The organism is Cupriavidus sp. 05L310, assembly GCF_056398185.1.
In genome coordinates this window covers 1-20,478 of the sequence record NZ_JBFTOX010000102.1, presented here as the reverse complement: position 1 = coordinate 20,478, position 20,478 = coordinate 1, and the positions used below count along the sequence as shown (strand labels likewise).

Annotated in this window: 15 protein-coding genes and 2 pseudogenes; 12 read left to right on the top strand and 5 right to left on the bottom strand. The window is 64.3% G+C overall.

Annotated elements, in window-relative coordinates:
• From AC1DS6_RS40795 to AC1DS6_RS40780, 4 genes and pseudogenes are all read left to right on the top strand, one after another.
• A pseudogene (locus tag AC1DS6_RS40795) lies at nucleotides 1-864 on the top strand (thiolase C-terminal domain-containing protein); the annotation flags it as partial.
• A 4-nt stretch (nucleotides 865-868) separates the two neighbouring features.
• A complete protein-coding gene (locus AC1DS6_RS40790) occupies nucleotides 869-1,267 on the top strand; it encodes a Zn-ribbon domain-containing OB-fold protein (RefSeq protein WP_276290242.1) in 399 nt (132 codons plus the stop codon).
• Nucleotides 1,268-1,706: 439 nt separating this feature from the next.
• Complete coding sequence (locus tag AC1DS6_RS40785; RefSeq protein ID WP_477104648.1) at nucleotides 1,707-3,536, top strand: methyl-accepting chemotaxis protein; 1,830 nt, start codon at nucleotides 1,707-1,709, stop codon at nucleotides 3,534-3,536.
• 335 nt (nucleotides 3,537-3,871) lie between these two features.
• The gene (locus AC1DS6_RS40780) at nucleotides 3,872-5,119 is read left to right on the top strand and encodes a cation:proton antiporter (RefSeq protein ID WP_477104647.1); all 1,248 of its coding nucleotides are present in this window, start codon (nucleotides 3,872-3,874) and stop codon (nucleotides 5,117-5,119) included.
• A 43-nt stretch (nucleotides 5,120-5,162) separates the two neighbouring features.
• Here AC1DS6_RS40780 and AC1DS6_RS40775 read toward each other — a convergent pair whose 3' ends face one another.
• Entirely contained in the window at nucleotides 5,163-6,161 is a 999-nt protein-coding gene (locus AC1DS6_RS40775) for a sulfate ABC transporter substrate-binding protein (RefSeq protein ID WP_477104646.1), read from the bottom strand.
• A gap of 379 nt (nucleotides 6,162-6,540) precedes the next feature.
• Between AC1DS6_RS40775 and AC1DS6_RS40770 the strand changes: the two genes are divergently transcribed.
• On the top strand, nucleotides 6,541-6,849 hold the full coding sequence (locus AC1DS6_RS40770; protein WP_441636132.1) for a Rieske (2Fe-2S) protein: 309 nt from the start codon (nucleotides 6,541-6,543) through the stop codon (nucleotides 6,847-6,849).
• A 24-nt stretch (nucleotides 6,850-6,873) separates the two neighbouring features.
• Here AC1DS6_RS40770 and AC1DS6_RS40765 read toward each other — a convergent pair whose 3' ends face one another.
• Both AC1DS6_RS40765 and AC1DS6_RS40760 read right to left on the bottom strand, forming a co-directional pair.
• The gene (locus AC1DS6_RS40765; protein ID WP_441636130.1) at nucleotides 6,874-8,112 is read right to left on the bottom strand and encodes a polyhydroxyalkanoate depolymerase; all 1,239 of its coding nucleotides are present in this window, start codon (nucleotides 8,110-8,112) and stop codon (nucleotides 6,874-6,876) included.
• 89 nt (nucleotides 8,113-8,201) lie between these two features.
• Complete coding sequence (locus tag AC1DS6_RS40760; protein WP_477104645.1) at nucleotides 8,202-9,860, bottom strand: fatty acid--CoA ligase; 1,659 nt, start codon at nucleotides 9,858-9,860, stop codon at nucleotides 8,202-8,204.
• Between the two features lie 417 nt (nucleotides 9,861-10,277).
• On the opposite strand from AC1DS6_RS40760, the gene AC1DS6_RS40755 reads away from it, so the two are divergent.
• The 5 genes from AC1DS6_RS40755 to sorB all read left to right on the top strand — a co-directional run bounded on the left by AC1DS6_RS40755 (nucleotide 10,278) and on the right by sorB (nucleotide 15,500).
• Nucleotides 10,278-11,324, top strand: a complete 1,047-nt coding sequence (locus AC1DS6_RS40755; protein ID WP_477104644.1) for a Bug family tripartite tricarboxylate transporter substrate binding protein — start codon at nucleotides 10,278-10,280, stop codon at nucleotides 11,322-11,324.
• 3 nt (nucleotides 11,325-11,327) lie between these two features.
• Nucleotides 11,328-12,047 carry a DsbA family oxidoreductase gene (locus AC1DS6_RS40750; protein ID WP_477104643.1) on the top strand — a complete coding sequence of 240 codons (720 nt, stop codon included), beginning with the start codon at nucleotides 11,328-11,330 and terminating at the stop codon, nucleotides 12,045-12,047.
• A gap of 417 nt (nucleotides 12,048-12,464) precedes the next feature.
• Nucleotides 12,465-13,550, top strand: coding sequence for a YeiH family protein (locus AC1DS6_RS40745; RefSeq protein WP_441636122.1), 1,086 nt, complete (start codon nucleotides 12,465-12,467; stop codon nucleotides 13,548-13,550).
• 49 nt (nucleotides 13,551-13,599) lie between these two features.
• Complete coding sequence (sorA, locus tag AC1DS6_RS40740) at nucleotides 13,600-14,853, top strand: SorA family sulfite dehydrogenase catalytic subunit (RefSeq protein ID WP_477104642.1); 1,254 nt, start codon at nucleotides 13,600-13,602, stop codon at nucleotides 14,851-14,853.
• 8 nt (nucleotides 14,854-14,861) lie between these two features.
• Complete coding sequence (gene sorB / locus AC1DS6_RS40735; RefSeq protein WP_477104641.1) at nucleotides 14,862-15,500, top strand: SorB family sulfite dehydrogenase c-type cytochrome subunit; 639 nt, start codon at nucleotides 14,862-14,864, stop codon at nucleotides 15,498-15,500.
• 244 nt (nucleotides 15,501-15,744) lie between these two features.
• Here sorB and AC1DS6_RS40730 read toward each other — a convergent pair whose 3' ends face one another.
• Nucleotides 15,745-16,077 (bottom strand): hypothetical protein, encoded by a 333-nt coding sequence (locus AC1DS6_RS40730; RefSeq protein WP_477104640.1) that lies wholly within the window; start codon nucleotides 16,075-16,077, stop codon nucleotides 15,745-15,747.
• A 202-nt stretch (nucleotides 16,078-16,279) separates the two neighbouring features.
• Nucleotides 16,280-18,971, bottom strand: a pseudogene (locus AC1DS6_RS40725) (winged helix-turn-helix domain-containing protein).
• Between the two features lie 375 nt (nucleotides 18,972-19,346).
• On the opposite strand from AC1DS6_RS40725, the gene AC1DS6_RS40720 reads away from it, so the two are divergent.
• Together AC1DS6_RS40720 and AC1DS6_RS40715 are read left to right on the top strand one after the other, a co-directional pair.
• Nucleotides 19,347-20,294, top strand: coding sequence for a universal stress protein (locus tag AC1DS6_RS40720; RefSeq protein ID WP_441637650.1), 948 nt, complete (start codon nucleotides 19,347-19,349; stop codon nucleotides 20,292-20,294).
• Between the two features lie 2 nt (nucleotides 20,295-20,296).
• A partial coding sequence (locus tag AC1DS6_RS40715; protein ID WP_477102143.1) for a 3-keto-5-aminohexanoate cleavage protein occupies nucleotides 20,297-20,478 on the top strand: 182 nt, incomplete at its 3' end.

Here is a 20,478-nt window from a genome sequence, read left to right as displayed (position 1 = left end):
TGAGCATCAAAGGCAAGGCATATATCGTCGGGGCCTACGAGCACCCGACCCGCAAGGCACCGGACAAGACCGTCGCGCAACTGCACGCCGAGTGCGCCAAGGGCGCGCTGGAGGACGCAGGACTCAGCCTGCAGGACGTGGATGGCTATTTCTGCGCGGGCGACGCGCCCGGCCTCGGCGCGCTCAACATGGTCGACTACCTCGGCCTGAAGGTGCGCCACGTCGATTCCACCGACACCGGCGGCTCGGCGTACCTCGTCCACGTGTCGCACGCCGCGCAGGCCATCGCCGCCGGCAAGTGCAATGTGGCGCTGATCACGCTGGCGGGGCGGCCGCGCTCGGAAGGGTCGAGCGGCACGCAAGCGCGCAACTGGGGCGCCAACCTGCCCGACCAGCCGTTCGAGGCGCCGTTCAACCCGGTGACGGTGAATCTGTACGCGATGGTGGCGATGCGCCACATGTACCAGTACGGCACCACCAGCGAGCAGCTGGCGTGGATCAAGGTCGCAGCGTCGCATCATGCCCAGCACAATCCCAACGCCATGTTGCGCGATGTGGTGACCGTTGACGRCGTGCTGAACTCGCCAATGATCTCCGATCCACTCCGCAAGCTTCGTGGCCGACGGCAACCTGATTTCCGGCGTGGGCAAGCTGCCCTTCAATACCGACGGCGGCGGCCTGTGCAACAACCATCCCGCCAACCGCGGCGGCATCACCAAGGTGATCGAGGCCGTGCGCCAGTTGCGCGGCGAAGCGCACCCAGCCGTACAGGTCAGGAACTGCGACCTGGCGCTGGCCCAGGGCACCGGCGGCTATCTCGGCTCGCGCCATGGCAGCGCCACCTTGATCATGGAACGGGAGTAACAAGATGAGCACACCTTACACAGCCACTCCCCTCAAGTCGCCGCAAGTCGCGCCGGACAATACCGAGTTCTGGGAAGCCGCGCGTGAGGGCCGCCTGCTGGTCAAGCACTGCAAGTCCTGCGGCAAGCCGCACTGGTACCCGCGCACGCTGTGCCCGTTCTGCATGGGCGAGACCGAATGGAAGCAGGCCTCGGGCCGCGGCACCGTCTACTCGTTCAGCGTCACGCGCCGTGCGGGTCCCACGCCCTTCTGCATTGCCTATGTGGCGCTGGAAGAGGGCGTGACCATGATGACCAACATCGTGGATTGCGACCTGGATACCGTGCGTATCGGGCAGGAAGTGAAACTCGTGTTCACGCCGACGGAGGATGGGCCGCCCATGCCCACCTTCACGCCGCGCTGAGCGGCGTCAGCGCAAGAAGGCCCGCGGCCCGGCCGCGGCGCCACTCACATGGGCATCAGTCCACGCCGCCTCCGGACGGCTGGCTCCTCCCCGATGCCGTCCATGCAGCCGACACCGCGCCGGCGTGGTCCGAAGTCTGGATTCCTGTGCGTCGTTTCCTATCGGAAGCGGGCGGCCAGGGCGTAGCTGGCAAGAAAGCACAGGGCTTTCCAGCGCCTGAATGTCCGGGACACCAGACAGGCAGCGAGAGCGTTTTCAACGCGCAATAGCGACGAATTCATCACGCGCCTGCCCCCAGGATTCCCCCGCGCAGCGAAATGTCTTCTCATTTCCGCTCCAGCCCTACAGTTCTCCAACAGCCTTCCGTTAGCCGGGGCATGCTGGCCGACAACAAAATTGTCGGAGGCCTTTTTCCACAACCGCCCCCTACCCATCGCGCATGCTTCTCTCGCTACGTACACGCATTACGGCGACCTGTGTCGCCATTGTTGTCACCGCCCTGTCCGCATCCACCGCCATCACCTACGTTGTCACGAAGCACAGCGACGAACGCGCCCTGGGGCAAAACCTCGCCACAATCACCCAAGGCAACGCCCAGGCCATCACCGAATGGCTGACCGCGAGAGCCGCCATGGTGGAAGCAGTTTCCCCTGAGAGCCTCGCCAGCGCCCCCATGTCCGCGGTCACGCAACTGGAGAAATCCGGCGGCTTTGTCGTGGCTTACGCCGGCTTTCCCGACAAGCGCGCCGTATTCTCCCGCGACCTTGGCATCCCCGCCGGTTACGACCCCACGGGCCGCCCGTGGTACCAGGCTGCCGTCAAGACCGGCAAGCTGGTGATCACGCAACCCTATGAGGACATTGCCTCGAAGAAACTCGTGGTGACGCTGGCCCTGCCGGTGTTGGCCAATGGCGAGCTGAAGGCCGTCGTGGCCGCCGACGTGAACCTGGATGCCGTCACTTCCATCGTGACGGGCATCCACCCCACCCCTGCCAGCTTCGCCTTCCTGGCTGACAACAACGGCCGCATCGTTGCGCATCCCGATGCGAAGCTCAACCTCAAGCCGGCCACCGACCTGTCCGCCGAGTTGACAACGAACGCGCTCGGCAGCCTGGCCGATCCCGAGAAGCCACTCGCGGTGAAGATTGCCGGCGCCGCCAAGCTGCTCCATGCGGAGCCGGTGAAGAATTCGGACTGGGAACTGGTTGTCGCCATGGATGAGGGAGAGGCCCTGGCCGGTCTGCGTAGTGTGCTGCGGGCCATGTTCATGACGCTGGTGGTCGTGGCGTGTCTCGCGGCCGGTGTGGGCTCCGTGATGACTGCCTCGGCGTTCCGGCGGCTGTCCCAGGTGCGCGAAGCGATGGATGAGATCGGCTCCGGGCACGGCGACCTGACCAAGCGGCTGCCCGCTGACGGAGAAGACGAAGTCGCCCAGATCGCCCGCTCGTTCAATCAGTTTGCCGACAAGCTGTCGACCGTCCTGATCGATATCCGCGACAGCAGCGAATCCGTGCGGACCGCGGCCGCGGAAATCTCCCAGGGCAATATCGATCTTTCATCGCGCACCGAGCAGGCCGCCGCCAGCCTGGAACAGACGGCCGCGTCCATGGACCAGCTTACCGGCACCGTGCAGAACTCGGCCGAAGCCGCCGTGCGCGCCGGCGAGCTGGCCGCCTCGGCCTCGCAGGTCGCCAACCGGGGGGGCGAAGCCGTTGCGCGGGTGGTGACCACGATGCAGGAGATTTCCACGGCATCGGCCAAGATCCACGACATCATCGGTGTCATCGACGGCATCGCATTCCAGACCAATATCCTGGCGCTGAACGCCGCCGTGGAAGCCGCCCGCGCCGGTGAACAAGGCCGCGGGTTCGCCGTGGTGGCCGGCGAAGTCCGCACCCTTGCGCAACGCAGCGCGCAGGCCGCCAAGGAAATCAAGGCCTTGATCAGCAAGTCGGTGGCGAAGGTGGATTCGGGCGCGGACCTTGTGCAGGAAGCAGGGGAAACCATGAACAGCATCGTCGCCAGCGTGAAGCAGGTCGAGCAGGTGCTTCGGGAAATCTCGGCCGCCGGCAGCGAGCAAAGCGTCGGCATCATGCAGGTCAACCAGGCCGTGGGCCAGCTCGACAACACGACGCAACAGAATGCGGCGCTGGTCGAGCAAGCGTCGGCCGCTGCCGGCTTCCTGCATGAGCAAGCCAACAAGCTTGCCGATGCGGTGAGCCAGTTCCGGCTGGCCAGGGCCCATGGCGACGCCAGGGCCGTAGCCTGAAGCGCCGGACAGGAGGCGGCATGTGCCAAAGCCGTCTGCAATGACGACGGCGTCCACTTCACTCTCTCCCCACAGGGGGAGATTTGGAAAGAGAGGGCTCCGCTACGGCTGAACCCTCTTTTCATTCGGAGAGGACATACGCCGTGGTGGGCCGCAAAGCTGCCCAGAAAGAAGCGTCCCTTCCCTCCTTTCCAACCTTCCAACCGCATTTGAAGAAATATCCCAAATACTGGCAGCTTGCACGTGGCATAAAATACACTTCGCCGCGTCCAGGCACGATCCGAACGCGGCCTCATCCACCTCGCAATGCCTGTAAGGCAGGAGACCCCCCTCGCATGACTGTGTTCCAAGGGACCGGCGCCCTTTTCACCCTCATCGCCATTTTTGGCGTCATCAACCACCGCTTTATCAAGCTGCCCGATACATTGGGCATCACTGCCGTCGGCCTGGTGGCCTGCCTGAGCGTCTCCATCCTCGGCTTCAACCATCCTGAAATGGTCGCGCAGGCCCGCAAGCTGGTGGCCCAGATCGATTTCTCCGATGTTGTGTTCCATGGCCTGCTCAGCCTGCTGCTGTTTGCCGGCGCCCTCCACGTCGACCTCTCACGCATGCGCCGTCAGCGCCGGGCCGTGATCATGCTGGCCACCGTGGGCGTGGTGATCTCCACCGCCGCGGTCGGTGCCGGCTTCTACTATGTGGCGCAATGGCTCGGCCACCCGATCAGCCTGCTGTGGTGCCTGGTATTCGGCGCCCTGATTTCTCCCACCGACCCGATCGCCGTGCTGAGCGTGCTCAAGAGCGCGGGCGCGCCGGAAAGCCTGGAAACCAAGATTGCCGGCGAGTCCCTGTTCAACGACGGCACCGCGGTGGTGGCGTTCCTGACGCTGGTGGGCCTGGCCACCGGCGCCACCGATTTCTCTCCCTCCCATGTGGCGGTGGCGCTGGTGCGCGAAGTGCTTGGCGCCGTGGCGCTGGGCATCGTGGTCGGCTACGTGGCGTCGCTGCTGCTGCGGGGTATCGACAGCTATCCCGTCGAGATCCTGATCACGCTGGCGCTGGCCACCGGCGGCTACAGCCTGGCCGAAGTGGTACACGTGTCGGCGCCGCTGTCGGTGGTCATCATGGGCCTGGTGATCGGTAATCACAGCGCCACCAAGTCGATGTCGGAAAAGACGCGCGAGCATTTGTTCAACTTCTGGGGCCTGCTCGACGAGTTGCTCAACCTGGTGTTGTTCGGCCTGATCGGGCTGGAGATCATCGCCCTGTCCCTGCAGCTGCATATCGTCTGGCTGGGGCTCGCGGCGATTCCCGTGGTGCTGCTGGCGCGCGGCATCAGCGTGGCCATCCCGCTGCTGGCGCTGCAGAACTTCCGCCGGCTCAATCCGCACTCGGCCACCATCATGACCTGGGGCGGCCTGCGCGGCGGCATCTCGATCGCGCTGGCGCTATCGCTGCCGGAGTTCCCGGGCCGTGAGATGCTGATCGGCGTGACCTACCTGGTGGTGGTGTTCAGCCTGCTGATCCAGGCCACCACGCTGGGCAAGCTGGTCAGGCACCTGAATGGCCTGAACGCGAACCGATAGCCGCAAGGCGCGCGGCGGAGCGCATCCGGCGCGCGCATCGGCCTTACAGACGGCTCTGGTAGATCTTGTCGAATTCGCCGCCATCGGCGAAATGCCGGCTCTGGGCCTGGGCCCAGCTACCGAACACATCGCTCACGGAGAACAGCTGGATCGGCCGGAACAGCGCCGCGTGGGTTTTTAGCACGGCCGCCGAACGCGGCCGGTAGAACTGGCGGGCGATCACGTCCTGGCCGGCATCGGACCACAGGTATTGCAGGTAAGCCGTCGCCACCTTGCGCGTGCCGCGCTTGTCCACCACCTTGTCGACCACGGCCACCGGCGCCTCCGCGATGATCGACTGGCTCGGATACACCACCTCGAAATTGTCCCCCAGTTCCTTGCGGATCTGGTGCACCTCGCTCTCGAAGGTGGCCAGCACATCGCCAAGCTGGCGCTGCGTAAAACTGGTGGTCGCGCCCCGGCCGCCCGTATCGAGCACCGGCACATTGCGGAACAGCCGGCTCACCGCGTCGCGCGCCTGCGCCTCGCTGCCGCCCTTGCGGATGGCCGCGCCCCACGCCGCCAGATAGGTGTAGCGCCCGTTGCCCGAGGTCTTGGGATTGGGCACGATCACCTGCACGCCCGAGCGGCCCAGGTCCTCCCAGTCCAGGATGCGCTTGGGATTGCCCTTGCGTACCAGGAACACGATGGTGGAGTAGTACGGCGCGGCATTGTCGGGCAAGCGCTTCTTCCAGTCCTGCGCCACCACGCCGCGTTGCACCAGGATGTCGATATCGGTCTCCTGGTTCATCGTCACCACGTCGGCCTCCAGGCCATCGGCCACCGAACGCGCCTGCTTGCTGGAGCCGCCGTGCGACTGGTTGACGACGAGCGTCTCGCCGCTCGCCTGCTTCCAGTTGGCGACAAAACCAGGGTTTATCTCGCGGTACAGCTCGCGGGTGACGTCATAGCCGGCGTTGAGGATGGCGGTGTCGGCCAGCGCGGGCAAGGCCGCGCCGAGCAGCAGGCCCGTGGCAAGGAGACGGTGCAGGAGGATTGGCATGTGGTGGACGGTGGTTGGATGAGAGGAAGCGGCGCCGCGCCGCAAGAGCCGACGCGCGCGCGACCTTTCATTGTCCACAGCAAGGCAACCGGGACGGAACGAAGCTTTCCGCATGTCGATAGACGGTCGACAGCCGGGCGTCCAAAGAAAGAACATGATCCGGCGCTCGCTCAACGGCTCCTGTCCTTCCCCTACCCGCCGTGGGGGGGCTACCGCCATGGCAGGCGCCTATCATCAAGGCTGCGTCGAGAGGCCTCCCGCAGTCCTCCCAGCTTCGCACCCGCGCCGCAAGCCGGAAACGCAGACGCCTTGCGGCGCCATTGCTGTAGCCGCTTCTGCCGGCGCCGGCGCCACTAAGAACTATTTCACAGGACGTGAGATGACCGAAGTCACCCTTGCCTTGACCGACATCCCGGACGGCCGCTGCCGGCTGCTCCGCATTGGCACGCATGAAGTCGCGGTGTTCCATGTCAATGGACATGTCCACGCACTGGCCGACAGTTGCCCCCACGCCGGCGCATCGCTGGCGGGGGGCAAAGTCGACGGCACCACCGTCCAGTGCCGAGCGCATGGCTTGCGGTTCAACCTGGCAACCGGCCACATGGCGGGTAACGCCGCCCTGGCGGTCAAGTGCTACCCGGTAACCGTTTCCGGCGGGATGGTTACGGTTGCGGCACCCGACGACTGACGCGCCCCCAGCCGGGCGGACGCTCTAGGCGTTACGAATGAATGCCCGGACTTCCGGGTAAATGTCCTCGCGCCAGCGGCGGCCAGAGAAGATGCCATAGTGGCCGCACCCGGCGGCGGTAATGTGCTTCTTGCCCTCTCGCGCGATGCCAGTGCACAACTCGTGCGCCGCCGCCGTCTGGCCGGCGCCCGAGATGTCGTCCAGTTCGCCTTCGATGGTCAACAGCAGAGTGCCCTTGATGTCCTGCGGCCGCACCGGCTTGCCGTCGACTTCCCAGGTGCCGTTGGCAAGGCGGAATTCCTGGAATACCTCGCGGATGGTGTCGAGGTAGAACTCGGCGTCGATATCCAGCACCGCGTTGTATTCGTCGTAGAAGCGCACATGGGCTTCCGCGTCGTCGGCATCGCCTTCGACCAGGTTCAGGTAATAGTCGTAGTGCGAAGTCAGGTGACGGTCCGGGTTCATCGCGACGAAGCCTGCGTGCTGCAAAAAGCCCGGATACACCTTGCGGCCATGCCCGGGGTAATTCGCCGGCACCGTGTGAATCACATTATTTTCGAACCACTTGAACGACTTGTTGGTCGCCAGCGAATTCACCGCGGTCGGACTGCGCCGCGCATCGATCGGACCGCCCATCATGGTCATGGTCTTGGGCGTCTTCTCGCCGGCCGAGGCCAGCAGGGAGATGGCCGCGAGCACCGGCACCGTAGGCTGGCACACCGAGATCACATGCAGGTGTTCCGCGCCGATGTGGCGGATGAATTCCTGGATGTAATGGATGTAGTCGACCAGGCCGAAACTGCCGTCCTCGACCGGCACCATGCGGGCATCGATCCAGTCGGTCACATAGACCTTGTGATCCCGCAGCAAGGTTTTCACCGTGTCGCGCAGCAGCGTGGAATGGTGGCCCGACAGGGGCGCGCACACCAGTACGACCGGCTCATCCTTGAGCAGCCTGATGGTATCGGGGTCGTCCGCGTAGCGCTTGAAGCGCACCAGTTTGCAGAAGGGCTTTTCGATGATGGTCTGTTCGACGATCGGGATGTCCCTGCCGTTGGAGCGTACCGACCTGATATCGAAGGCCGGCTTCTCGTATTCCTTGCCGAGCCGGTAGAGCAGTTCGTAGCCCGCGGCCAGGCGCGTGGCGCCTGGCACCAGGGAAAGCGGACTCAGGGGATTGGTGAAGGTCTTGGCTGTAGCCTGCGCCCACGCGGTAAGCGGGTGGAGCATCGAGCGCTGGAATTCATGGAGCTGGTAAAGCATGGTTATTTCCCCCGGGATAATCCTTTTTTCTTCAGCGTTTTTCCAGATCGAAGAAAACTCGGCTGCGCACTTCGTCAGCTATTGGTCAGCTATAGCAGATTCTTCCGCAGTTGCTTCTTATCGATTTTCCCTACGCTGGTCTTCGGGATCTCGGCGACGAATACGATTCGCTGCGAATCCGGCACGGCGTATCGGCTGATCCGCTTTTCGTCGACGTAATGCTGCAAGTGGCGGCGAATATCCTCGACAGTCAGGCCCTCATCGCTGACGCACACGACGGCCATAGGGCGTTCGCCCCATTTTTCGTCCGGCGCGCCGATCACCGCGCTTTCACGCACACCGGGAATCCCGCAGATCAAATGCTCGACTTCGATGGAAGACACCCACTCACCACCTGTCTTGATGACGTCCTTGAGACGGTCAACGACCTGTATGTATCCATCCGGCAACATGACCGCCACGTCCTGGGTATGCAGGTAGCCCCCCGCCCAGAGTTCCTCCGAGGCCTCGGGCTTGCCAAGGTATCCCAGGGTCAGGTAAGGCGAGCGCAACACGATCTCTCCCTGCGTCTTGCCGTCGCGCGGCACATCCCGCATCTCGCTATCGACAACACGAAAATCGGTCAGGGGAACCGGCCTGCCGGTCATGCAGCGCAGGCGCACGCTTTCATCGATGTCTTCAGGAGCCACGCCCGGCGGGAACTGCGACAGCGCGACGATCGGCCCAGTCTCCGACATGCCATAGCCGGCGAAGACGTCGATGCCTTCCGTGACCGCGGCCTTGCAGAGCGATGCCGACAGCGCGGAGCCACCGATGATCATCTTCCATCCGCGCAGATCCGTCTCCTGCTCGCGAGCCTGTTGCAACAGCATCTGCAGAATGGTAGGCACGCAATGGGAGAACGTCACGCTTTCTGTCTTGCGCAGCCGTAGCAGGGTTTCCGGCAAATACCTGCCGGGAAGCACGATCTTGAGACCGAGCATGACGGCGACATAGGGCATGCCCCACGCCAGCACATGGAACATGGGTGTGATGGGCATGTAGACGTCTTCGCGATGCAGTCTCTGGCCCTCTCGCGGCGCGCACAGAGTGGTCGCTGTCGCGAGCGTATGCAGGACGATCTGACGGTGACTGTAGCTCACGCCCTTCGGATCGCCGGTGGTGCCGGTCGTATAGAAGATGGCCGCCGTGGTCTTCTCGTCAAAGTCCTGGAATGCAAAGTCGGGCGATGCCTGGCTGAGCAGCGCCTCGTATTCTCCTGCGACCGGCAAGCTGAATTCGGGCAGCGACTGACCGTCGGCAATCGTGATGATCTTGCGGACATGGCGCAATTCGGATCGGATTTCCTCCAGCAGCGGAAGGAAGTCGGCGTGTGCCAGGATCACTTCGGCGCCGGAGTCATTCAGCGTGTAGGCAATTTGCTTGGGCGAGATGCGCACGTTGACGGTAAATAGTCGGGCGCCCATCATCGGGATCGCGAAATAGCTCTCAAGATACCGGTGGCTGTCCCAATCCATGACGGCAACCGTGCCTCCATGCGCCACGCCTTGCGCGGCAAGCGCGGATGCAAGCCGTCCGATGCGCTGGCGGAACTGCCCGAAGGTAAAGCGCTGTTCTGCGCAGTAGGTAATTTCCTGGTCGCCATAGAGGCTGACGGAGTTCAGAAGCAACTGTCCGACAAGCAACGGGTAATCATAGGCCGACGGGGTTGCCGCAATCTGGCTCGAGGCTGGGTCAAAAGCTTGCATGGAGGGTCTCCTGGTAGTTTTGGTGGGTGTGTATCTTTGCCAGGCCATGCAGCGTGCGAACCGTGCGTTTGCACAGCGCCCCATGGTTCGCTGAGTACGGCGCCCGCCGCGCGTTTGATGCGCGCGTGGGACGTGCCAGGCTGGCGATCGTCGTTACCTGCGCCGGCTGATGCGTGTTCCGGCGCAAAGGCTGGCAGCCTACTTCAGCTTGTCCGGCCGGAGCCTGGGTCTGAAGGTGGCATGAAGTAAGCCTGCTGCCCTGAATTCTGCAGGACAATCGCCGCGGCTCCCCCCCACTGCTGGGGGGGGACGCCGCACTCGCCAGCATCAGAATACTGGCGACAGGTACCCAGGAACACTTCACCAAAGTGCGGGGTAGCAACCTTTCGCGGCGGGGCGAGACCGCTCGCCGGTAGCGTGGCGCGTCGCCCGCATCGCGGATGCCGCAAGAATAACCAGGAGACTCACATGAAATGCATTGGTTGGTTCAACAGGAACGGTCGCGCGCTAATGGCTGGCGGGGCAATGGCCCTCTGCTTCGCTTCTCAACAAGCCGTTGCCCAGACATGGCCTGCGAAGCCCGTGCGCATCGTCACCGCCGCGCCCCCGGGAGGCACTGCCGATATGCTTGCCCGCAGCCTTGCCGACGGCCTGAGCAAGCAGCTTGGCCAGAGCTTTATCGTTGATTCCAAGCCGGGAGGTTTCGGCGCGATCGCGGTACAAGACGTTCTGGCGGCACCGCATGACGGCTATACGCTCCTTGTCATCCAGGACGGCATCGCTTCCGAAATCCCTTTTCTATCAAAGCTCCGCTTTGATCCCTTCAACGACATCAAGCCACTGGCGGAACTGGCGCGTGGCGGCCTGGTGCTTGTCGGCAACCCGAAGTTGCCCGCCAGGGACCTTCCCGAACTGATTCGATACATCAAGGCCCACCCGGCCAGCGTCAACTACGCGTCCTACAGCAGCGGCATGCTTGGGCACACCATGGGCCTGCAACTGAATCGGCTTGCCGGTATCGACATGAGCCATGTCGGGTACAAAGGCTCTCCGCCAGCGCTACAGGACGTCATGGGGGGGCATGTCCCGCTGATGTTCGACGGCACCGCAACGTCGCTACCGCTGATCAAGGCCGGCAAGCTCCATGCGTTCGCCGTCAGTTCGCCGAAGCGTCTCGCCGTGCTGCCGCAAGTACCCACATTCACGGAACTCGGATATCCGGGGCTCAATCAGGTAGCGTGGATAGGACTCTGGGCAACACCGGACGTGCCGGAAGCGATTCAGGAACGCCTGCGCGCCGCAACCCGCAAGGTACTCGAAACGCCCGCCGTGCGGGATCGCATTGCCGAACTGGGCCTGGATGCAGGGCTCCCCAAGAGCCAGGCTGAGCTAAGCGCCTCGCTTCACGCTGCCCACGAGCGCCAGGGTGCGCTGCTGAAGGCGATAGACTTCAAGCCCGAATAACAGATGCCAGACGTTATCGATATGAACCTAAGCGCCGCGCCCGCGAAAACCGAGCCCGATGGCATGGGTCACACATTGACGATCGAAGTCTTCTTCGACTTTGTCTGTCCCTGGTGCCTGATTGGCAAGCGCAACCTGCAGGTTGCCGCGAGCCGTCTGGCCGAAGCACGGCCTGACGTGAGTCTGAAGCTGCTGTGGCGCTCGCATCAATTGTTGCCGGACACACCGGTTGGCGGCTTCGACTACCAAGCCTTCTACCTTGCACGCCTTGGCAGTCTTGACGCGATCGCCAGGCGTCGTGCCCAGGTGCGGCAAGCCGGCAGCGCCGCTGGCGTCGATTTCAACTTCGAGCGGATCGCCCTCCTGCCTAACACGGCGGCCGCACATGATCTGGTCGCCCATGCCGCGGGGCATGGCGACGAAGTGCAAGTGGCGGCATTGATAGAACGCCTGTTTTGCGCCTATTTCATGGACGGAGAGGATATCGGCGACTTCTCCGTCCTGGAACGCTTGGGACTGGATAGCGGACTGGACCGACAAGGGCTGGCCGAGCATCTCGGAGCGTCCCCCGGCCGGCATGGCGGGTTGGTACGTCAACTACCGCCTGCCGGTTATGCCATCAGCGGCGTCCCCTGCTTTGTCTTCAACGGCACACAAGCGCTTTCCGGCGCCCATCCGCCGGACACGATTTTCGAAGCGATGTTGCGCTCGGTTCGAGGCTGAAGCCGCTCAAAGCCGACGCGGTGCGGGAGAACGGTGCCGTGTGCGAATGCGCGATTTGTTACACGGGAGCCCGGCGATCGCGTCGCTGCCCCCCCCCGCGACAGGGGGCAATCACCTACATTGCGAGGACTAGACTGGGCATCGGGTTCTTGGCATTCGGGCTCGCATCCGGGATTCCAGATGCGAGCTTTTTTTTTCGCCATTGCTCACTGTCGCCGGAACGCGCCCTGCCCATTCCAGCCGCGGCTCCAGTCAGGCGACGAGATGCGCCGATGCGGAAACCGGCGCTGCGGCGCATCGGCAGGAAGCGCGTTTTGACCCCCTATCGACAAAACCGGTAAGGGATATCCAAATTTCGCGTTTTTCCGATTTAGCCAGGCGCTCTACGCTCGCATATCAACATAGAAAAGCTCCCCCATGTCTTCCATCGCACAAGCCAGCAGCCCCCCCGTCTCCGCCGCCCTGAACTGGCGGAATCGCCTGCTTACGCTTCTGCCTCTGGGATTTACCGCCTGGCTGGCGCTTCAGCTTTCAGAGCATCCGGCCATCGCCAAGATGGGCCTGAGCGCCCTGACACTCGCCATGTTCGCAGGCATGTTCGCCGGGAACACGTTGCCGCGCGACTGGCTCACGCCGCTGGCGCCGGGCATGCAGGTCGCGCGGCATCACATGCTGCGCCTGGGTGTGGGGCTGTATGGCCTGCGCCTGACCTTCGACGCGATCGTTGCGCTGGGCCTCGCGGGTGTCCTGATTCCCCTGGCCATGCTGGTCTCGACCTTGCTGCTGGGTACCTGGATCGGCGTCAGGCTGCTGGGCCTCGAACGGCGCGAAGCGCTTGTGGTCAGCGCGGGGAGCGCTGTTTGCGGGGCTGCCGCCGCGATTGCCATGGCTTCAGTGGTCAAGACCGACAATCGCCAGACTGCCGTTGCCGTGGCTACGGTCGTGCTGTTCGGGACTGTGGGCATGGTGCTCTACCCTTACCTGTTCGACCTCGCCGTGGGCCACATGCACTTCGCGGTCAGCGAACGCACATTCGGCATCTTCACCGGCGCGACCTTGCATGAGGTAGCGCAGGTCATTGCCTCCGGCAAGATGGTCAGCGACGCGACCGCCGATGCCGCCGTCGTTGCCAAGATGGTGCGCGTGCTGGCGCTCGGCCCCCTGCTGCTGATCATGGCGCTGTGGACCCGCGCAAGCGACCGCAAGCAAGGTCTCGATACGGGCGGTGCCGGCTGGTCCGGTCTCCTGCGCTCGGTGCCGTGGTTTGCCCTTGGTTTTGTTGCCGTGATGGCCATCAACTCCGCCGGCATGGTCCCGCCTGCCTGGAAGCCCGGGCTGATCGCACTGGACAACTGGCTGCTTGCCACCGCCATGCTTGCGATCGGCCTGCAAACGCGTTTGATTGACCTGGTCCGGACCGGACGCGCACCCATGATCCTGGCGGGCATCTTGTTCGTGTTCCTGATTGCAGGTGGCGCCGCCCTGTGCTGGTTCACGGCCTGAGCGACGGCGGATAAGAAGCGAGAAGAAGACCAACCGAAGAGGAGAAATAGTGGAGAACCGTAAGAATCCTGAGCAAGTGCTGCCCACGCGGCGCACCTTCCTGCGCGGTGCGGCCGCACTCGGTGCGCATGCGGCGCTGGGCGGCATGGCGTTCGATGCAATGGCGACCGCGAATGCAGGCACCGTGGACTTGCCGTTCGACAACGGCACGCGCGAACTGGTGGCATTCCCCCAAAAACGCCCGCTGATCCTCCTTACCAGCCGCCCCCCGCAGCTCGAGACACCATTCAGCGTATTCAACGAAGGCGTCCTCACGCCGAACGAAGCATTCTTCGTGCGATACCACTGGAGCGGCATTCCCACGTCCATCGATCCCGACAGCTACCGGCTGCAAGTGGGCGGCAAGGTTGCGAATCCGCTGGCATTGTCGCTGGCGGACCTGAAACGCATGACCGACCCCGTTGAACTGGTGGCGGTCAACCAGTGCTCCGGGAATAGCCGCGGCTTTCTAGAGCCGCGCGTCAATGGCGGGCAGCTGGCAAACGGTGCCATGGGCAATGCCAGATGGATGGGGATTCCGCTGAAAAAAGTACTGGAAAAGGCTGGCGTGCAGCCGGGTGCCGTGCAGGTCAGCTTTGACGGACTGGACCGTCCGCCGCTGGATGGCAGTCCGGACTTCCTGAAAGCACTGCATATCGATCACGCGCTGGATGGCGAGGTGATGCTGGCATGGGGCATGAACGGGGCGGACTTGCCCTTGCTCAATGGCTATCCGCTCCGCCTGGTGGTACCGGGTCACTATGGCACCTACTGGGTGAAGCACCTTTCGAATATCCAGGTGCTTGACGGCGTCTTCGATGGCTTCTGGATGAGCGCGGCGTATCGCATTCCCGACAACGGCTGCGCATGCGTCGAACCGGGCAAGGCGCCCGCGCGCACAACGCCGATTGGCCGCTTCAATGTTCGCTCCTTCATCACCAGCCTGCAGACCGGCAGCAAGATCTCGGCCGGCCATGAGACAGTCGTGCGCGGCATCGCATTCGACGGTGGGTACGGTGTTTCCGACGTAGCCTTCTCCGCCGATGGCGGGCAGACCTGGAGCGCGGCGCGTCTGGGCAAGGATCTTGGCCGCTACTCCTTCCGGGAATGGAGCGTGGCCTTCCGCCCGCCGCGCAAGGGAAGCTTCGAGCTGCGCGTACGCGCCACCAATCGAATTGGCCAAAGCCAGCCGCTCAATGCACTCTGGAATCCGGCTGGCTATATGCGCAACGTGGTGGAAACCACCCGCGTCAGCGCCGTATGAGGGACACCATGAAGAATCCGCATAAGCTGGTGCGCGCCGGCCTTATCGCCACGTTGGCGGTGTTGAGCGGCATTCCCGCTGCCTTTGCACTGGAAGTCACGCTCCCTGCGGAAACCGCCGGCTATCGGGCCAGCGAGCTCCCAGGGTACCGCCTGGTACAGCAGAACTGTATGACCTGCCACTCCGCGCAATACGTGCAGAGCCAGCCGCCGTCATCGACGCGCACCTACTGGGAAGCCACGGTAAAGAAGATGAAGAAGCCCTTTGGCGCACCGCTGAAGGACGAAGACATGCCGGCCATGGTCGACTATCTGGTCAAGACCTACGGCGCCGAACGGGGCAAGGACAGCCAGGGAGCCGTTGGCGCGCACCCTGCCGCGCAGACATCCGCAGCGCCGCAGGATGCCAGGAGCCTGCTAAGTGCGAACAACTGCACCGCTTGCCACGCTGTCGACAAGAAGGTGGTCGGGCCAGCGCTGCATGATGTCGCGGCGAAATACGCCGGCAAGCCGGATGCGGCCACGCAACTGATGCAGAGCATTCGGGCCGGCGGCAGCGGGAAGTGGGGCGCCGTTCCCATGCCCGGGTTCCCGCAACTAAGCGACGCGGAACTGAAAACCCTGGCCAACTGGGTGCTGACAAAGTAGCAGCCTCGGATTCCTGGCGCCTGGCGCGCCGTAGCGGGCGAATACGCGCAGGCCTGGCCGGTTCCAGGCCGGCATCGGCACGCCTTTGTCATCCAATACGTTGGCGATGACGTTCAGCACGGCGGCATGCTTCACTCCAGGCAACGCCAGCAGCGGCATGTCGCGTCCGATCAGCCGCAATGCCTGCCGCTCAGCCCCACTCGCGGCGCAGGCCGAGGCGGGGCCGGTGGCGTCTTGCTGGCGGTTAAACGACGGTCACCTTGCAGATCTTGGAAATCATGTAGCCCACGGCGGCCATCTTGTGTTCGTGCTTGACGGCAAAGGCATTCAGGTGCGCGGTGACGCAGCGGTCCAGCGCCTCGCCGGCGCCTTCGTTTTCAAAGCCGGGCAGGAAGGAGATGGAGACGCCCGGCAGCGGGTAGTCATGAAGGCGAGCGTCCGCGACCTGGGTGTAAAGATTGCCGTTCCGGAACTCCTCAGGGATCTCGTCCCATTTCGGCAGGAGCTTCTCGGTACTACGCGCCAGTTCAGCGTCAGTGATGCCGTTCAAGTCGGCTCGGGTCAGAGAGTAGGCCATGGTCGTCCTTCAGAGACAAAAAATGCATCGGAGTGATGCTCTGGCCGAATGAATGCACTGTGGCTGCGGCTTCGACCGGGGGGACTGAGCATCTGGCCGATTCAAACATGTCTCGGACAAGAGCCTCCCCCCAGCAGCGGGGGGGAGGCTGTGTCTTAGCTGGGTAACGTCACGCTGCCGGGCGGGACCGACGGCACTCCCGCTATGCGTCTCGCAACAAGCCCAGCAACTGCGCCCGGCGCACGATCTGCTTGCGGGTGCCGGGCGCAGTTGCTGGGCCGACAGGTTCTTCAGGTGCCACTTGACCGTCTCCTGCCCGATGCCCATGGCAAGCGCGATTTCCTTGTTGGCGAGATGCCGGGCCAGCAACGCCAGGACATTACGCTCTTTCGGTGTCAGCACCATGCTGGGCGCCACACGCGGCCTGTCTGCGCCGGCCTCGGCAGTGACGGGCACCGCCTCCCGCGCCTGCCTGGCAGGATCAAGACGCTGCGCACCGAACGATTCCATCTCGCTATTGCGCGCCCAGTCCGCCAGCGCGGGATTGACGTCGAGCAGGCCGCGCGTCATCCCGTACGCCTGCAGAAGATTCATGGCTTCGCGCAGCAAGGCTAGCCCCTTCTCGCCGCAGCGGTCCTGCGCCAGCGCCCGCAGCGCCATGATCTCGACGCGCATGCTCCCGAGTTTCATCGCCTCCGCCCCCGCCTCGGCCCGCGCCAGCTGTTGCTGCGCCGCTCGCCAGTCCTGCTCGGCAATGCAGACATAGGCATGCGCCAGATCCTGGAGCAAGTTCAGGCTGCGCTGCTTGATCGGAGAATCGGGCGAGGCATTGTCCGCAACGATCTCGCCGATGTGCCACTGCAGGGTCCGGCATGTCTCGGAGCGGAAGCGGCCGCTATGCAGCCGCAACTGCTCGGTCAGGCTGGCCACAGATTGCGGGCAACGCCAACCGCATGCATGGTCTCAAGCAAGTCAAGGGCGCGATGTTCAGCACCCGTGGCAGCTGCAATGCGGGCCGCCGTGCGGTAAGCGAGCAGCACCGTGTCTGGCGTGCCGCCGCGCTCCAGGATGTCGAGTCGATTGGCCAGCAGCGCTGCCGCTTCGTCAATCTGGTCGCGTGCATGAATGGCGGTGGCCAGCAGTGCGGCAAGCATGCAGGAAAACGGGTGGCGCCGGCCCAGTTCTTCGTCGGCACGGCCCAGCGCCGGCCGCAGCGTGCGCTCCGCCAACAGGACCTGGCCCTCGAACAGGTACGCCAGTCCAATGATGTAATCGCGCCAGCGGACGACATAGCGGTAGGCAAGACCAGACTCGCCAAGCGGTACGTTCTGCTCGTAGCGACGCGCCCTGGCATATTCCCCCGCCATCAACGCGCGGGCAGCCAGGCGATTGGCCTGCGCCTGCACCAGCCACGCATCGCTCACGGGCGGTACCTCCCCCCAGCGATCGAACAGGGCGGCCATGCAATCTGGCTCGTCCGCGTAATAGGCGGCGGCGCTCAGGATCAGATCGATCTCGTAGCGCATGGCGTCGTCCGGTGTCGCGTGGTGGAGGATTTTGCGCACTTGCGCCTCGGCCTGCTGATGACGCTCGCTCAGCGCCAGCGCCCATGCCACCGCGAGGCGCAGGCGTGGATGCTTGTCCAGTTCGGACTCGGGCAGCCATTTGAGCCATTCGAGCACGGCTGACAATTGACCGCGCGTCGCCGCCTCATGCAGGCAGCGCTGCGCCAGGCCGTAGGCGGTCTAGCGCTGGCCGCTGGCAAGCGCGTGGCGCGCGGCAGCTTCGGTCATGCCATGATCGGCAAGCCAGTGCATGGCGCGATCGTGCATCCCTTCGAGCTCCTGCGCCGGCAGTTCCGTCAGCCGCGCGCGCAGCGCATCGCGTGCCATGGCGTGCATGCGGAACCGCTCGCCCTTCTGGTCGGCGACGACGAACAGGGGCGTTTCCCGCATGAGGCGCTCCAGGCGATCCGGTGCATCCTCCATCGCCGTCACGGCGCGGCAAAGATCGGCATGCAACAACTCCACAATCGAGATACGCGTCAGGAATCCGGTATCCGCATCGGAGAGCCGGGCGAGCAGCGCGGTCACGAAGTGCTCGCGCATGCCGCCGGTGCTGTTGGCGAAGGCATCGATAGCGGCAACGGGATCGGGCGCATGGGTGATTGCGGCCAGCGCGAGTTGCAGGCCGAGCGGCCAGCCCTCGGTCGCGTCATGCAGCCTGGCGCTCGCGTCGGCTTCGACACTGGCGTCGAAGTGGCTGCCGATCAGTGCGATCGTCTCTTCCAGGCGGAAACGCAGCATCCCGGCATCGACCCTCACGCACTGGTCATAGGGGCCCAGCCGCTCGATGACCGTGTCGAACCCGCCCCGGGCCGCCACCACGATGCGCAGGTTGGGTGGCAGGTTGTTGAGCAGGTAGATCAACGCATCGCGGCTGGATTCCGGCAGCCGCTCGGCTTCATCGAGTATCAGGACGATATCGAGCGCAACGTGCGCAATCTCCGCCAGCCACGCGGTGAAGCCTTCCAGCGGCCCGCGGGACGATCCTTCCCCGTCCGGCAGCCGTCTGCCGAATGCTGGCCGCCCGCAGCCTGAGCGAATCGCGCTCGCGAGTCCTGTCAACAAGCGCCCCGGATCGTCATGCTCGTCCAATGACAGCCAGGCAACCGCGCTGCCGCGCATGATGTACTCGCGGTGCCACTGGATCAGCAGGGATGTCTTGCCGAAGCCGGCAGGCGCTTGCGCGATCGTCACGGGCCTGTCGACAAAGTGCTCGCAGTCCGAGCGCAGGCGTCGGCGCGCAAGGAGGTGGCGCGGTCCGCGCGGTGGACTGGTCTTGAGCGGGAATGCCGATGCTGTGACGCCAGTGCCACTGGTGGAATTTGTCATCGAATAAGCCCGGCAGGCTATGCCGTTCGCGTGGATGGGCAGAAGAGCCGGATGGGATTGGGCGGATCGCCAGTGCCGGCGATTATAGACAGGCCAGGCGCGTTGAAGGCCGCTCCCAGGGATATCCCTGTGCCGTTCCCCCCCGCCGCTGGGGGGAGCCTCCCACCCGCACGCTCCTAACATCCAATCCATGCAATACAACCACGAAAGTGATGCAATGCCGGCAACCAACCACGCAATCGCGACGACGCCAGGCGCCAATCCCGGGCCTGCAGCGATCACAAGGTTATCCACGGCTATGCATGCCATGCGCCGGCAGGCACAAGCGCCCGCCAATGCATCCATCTCGCTCTGACCCGAAACCGGCCTCAAAACATGTTCCGCCATCTGTTTGTTCCTGTCGATCCTAGCGATCACGGCGCCAATGCAACGGCGCAAGCCATCGCACTGGCTCGCAGCCACGGCGCGCGCATCAGCTTCCGGTACGCGCAGGCGGCAGGCGCGCGCGGCCCGTCGCAGGCCCGCGAGGCACTCGTCCGTGCCGATGCGGCAGCGCGTGCGCAAGGCTTGACAAGCACGGTGGCCAGCATCGTTGCCGAGCAGCCGGCGCGCGCGTTACTGGCCGCGGCGGACCAGGCGGGCTGCGACGCGATTGTCCTCGCCCATGGCACGGGGCAACTCGCGGAGCTGTCCTCCGCTGCCCGCCACATGCTGGTGCATGCCCGCATTCCGGTGCTGTCAATCGGCGCCAACTGCGTACCCGCGCCCATTCCGGCTATCGATCTGCTGCACAGCGAGTACAAGCGCCTGACCGCGCTGCTGCATGCCTGGCTGAACCTCCTCGAAACGCCGCCCCCGCCGGGCGCGTCAATGGCCTCGGCTCCGCTGCTGGCGGCGATCGAGTACGTTCGCTTGGTAGTCCATCCGCTGCTGCAGCGCAAGGAGGTCACGTTATTCCGCCGCCTGGGCCGGCGCAGCGAGGCCATGCGCGCGGAACTGGACGAGTTGTCCCGCCAGCACTTGCGTCAACAGAGCCTGCTGGATGAGCTTGCCACGCAAGTGGAGCAAGCCGACGGCAGCGCCCCCGCCTTTGCGGCGCTAGCCCAGGCCGTCGAGCAGTATGCCCGCCAGGTATGGGAATACATGGGCCGCGAAGAAGGCGTTGTGCTCCCGGCGGCGCGCCGCCACTTGACCGAGGGCGATTGGAACGATGTGCATTTGGCACTGACCCCCGCAGTGACTCACCACGTCGGGATACGCTCCGACGCCAGCTTTGCAGAGCTGCTGACGCAATTGACTCTGCCCCAACCCGACAAGGACTAAACATGCAATTCCTCGACGATTCCCTGCACCCCGAGAACCAGGACAAAGTGGTCATCACCGTGGCGCCTTACGGCCCCGAGTGGATGCCGGCGGATTTCCCCGAAGACATTCCGGTGACGATGGAGGAACAGGTGCAAAAGGCCGTTGACTGCTACAACGCCGGTGCCACGGTGCTGCACCTCCA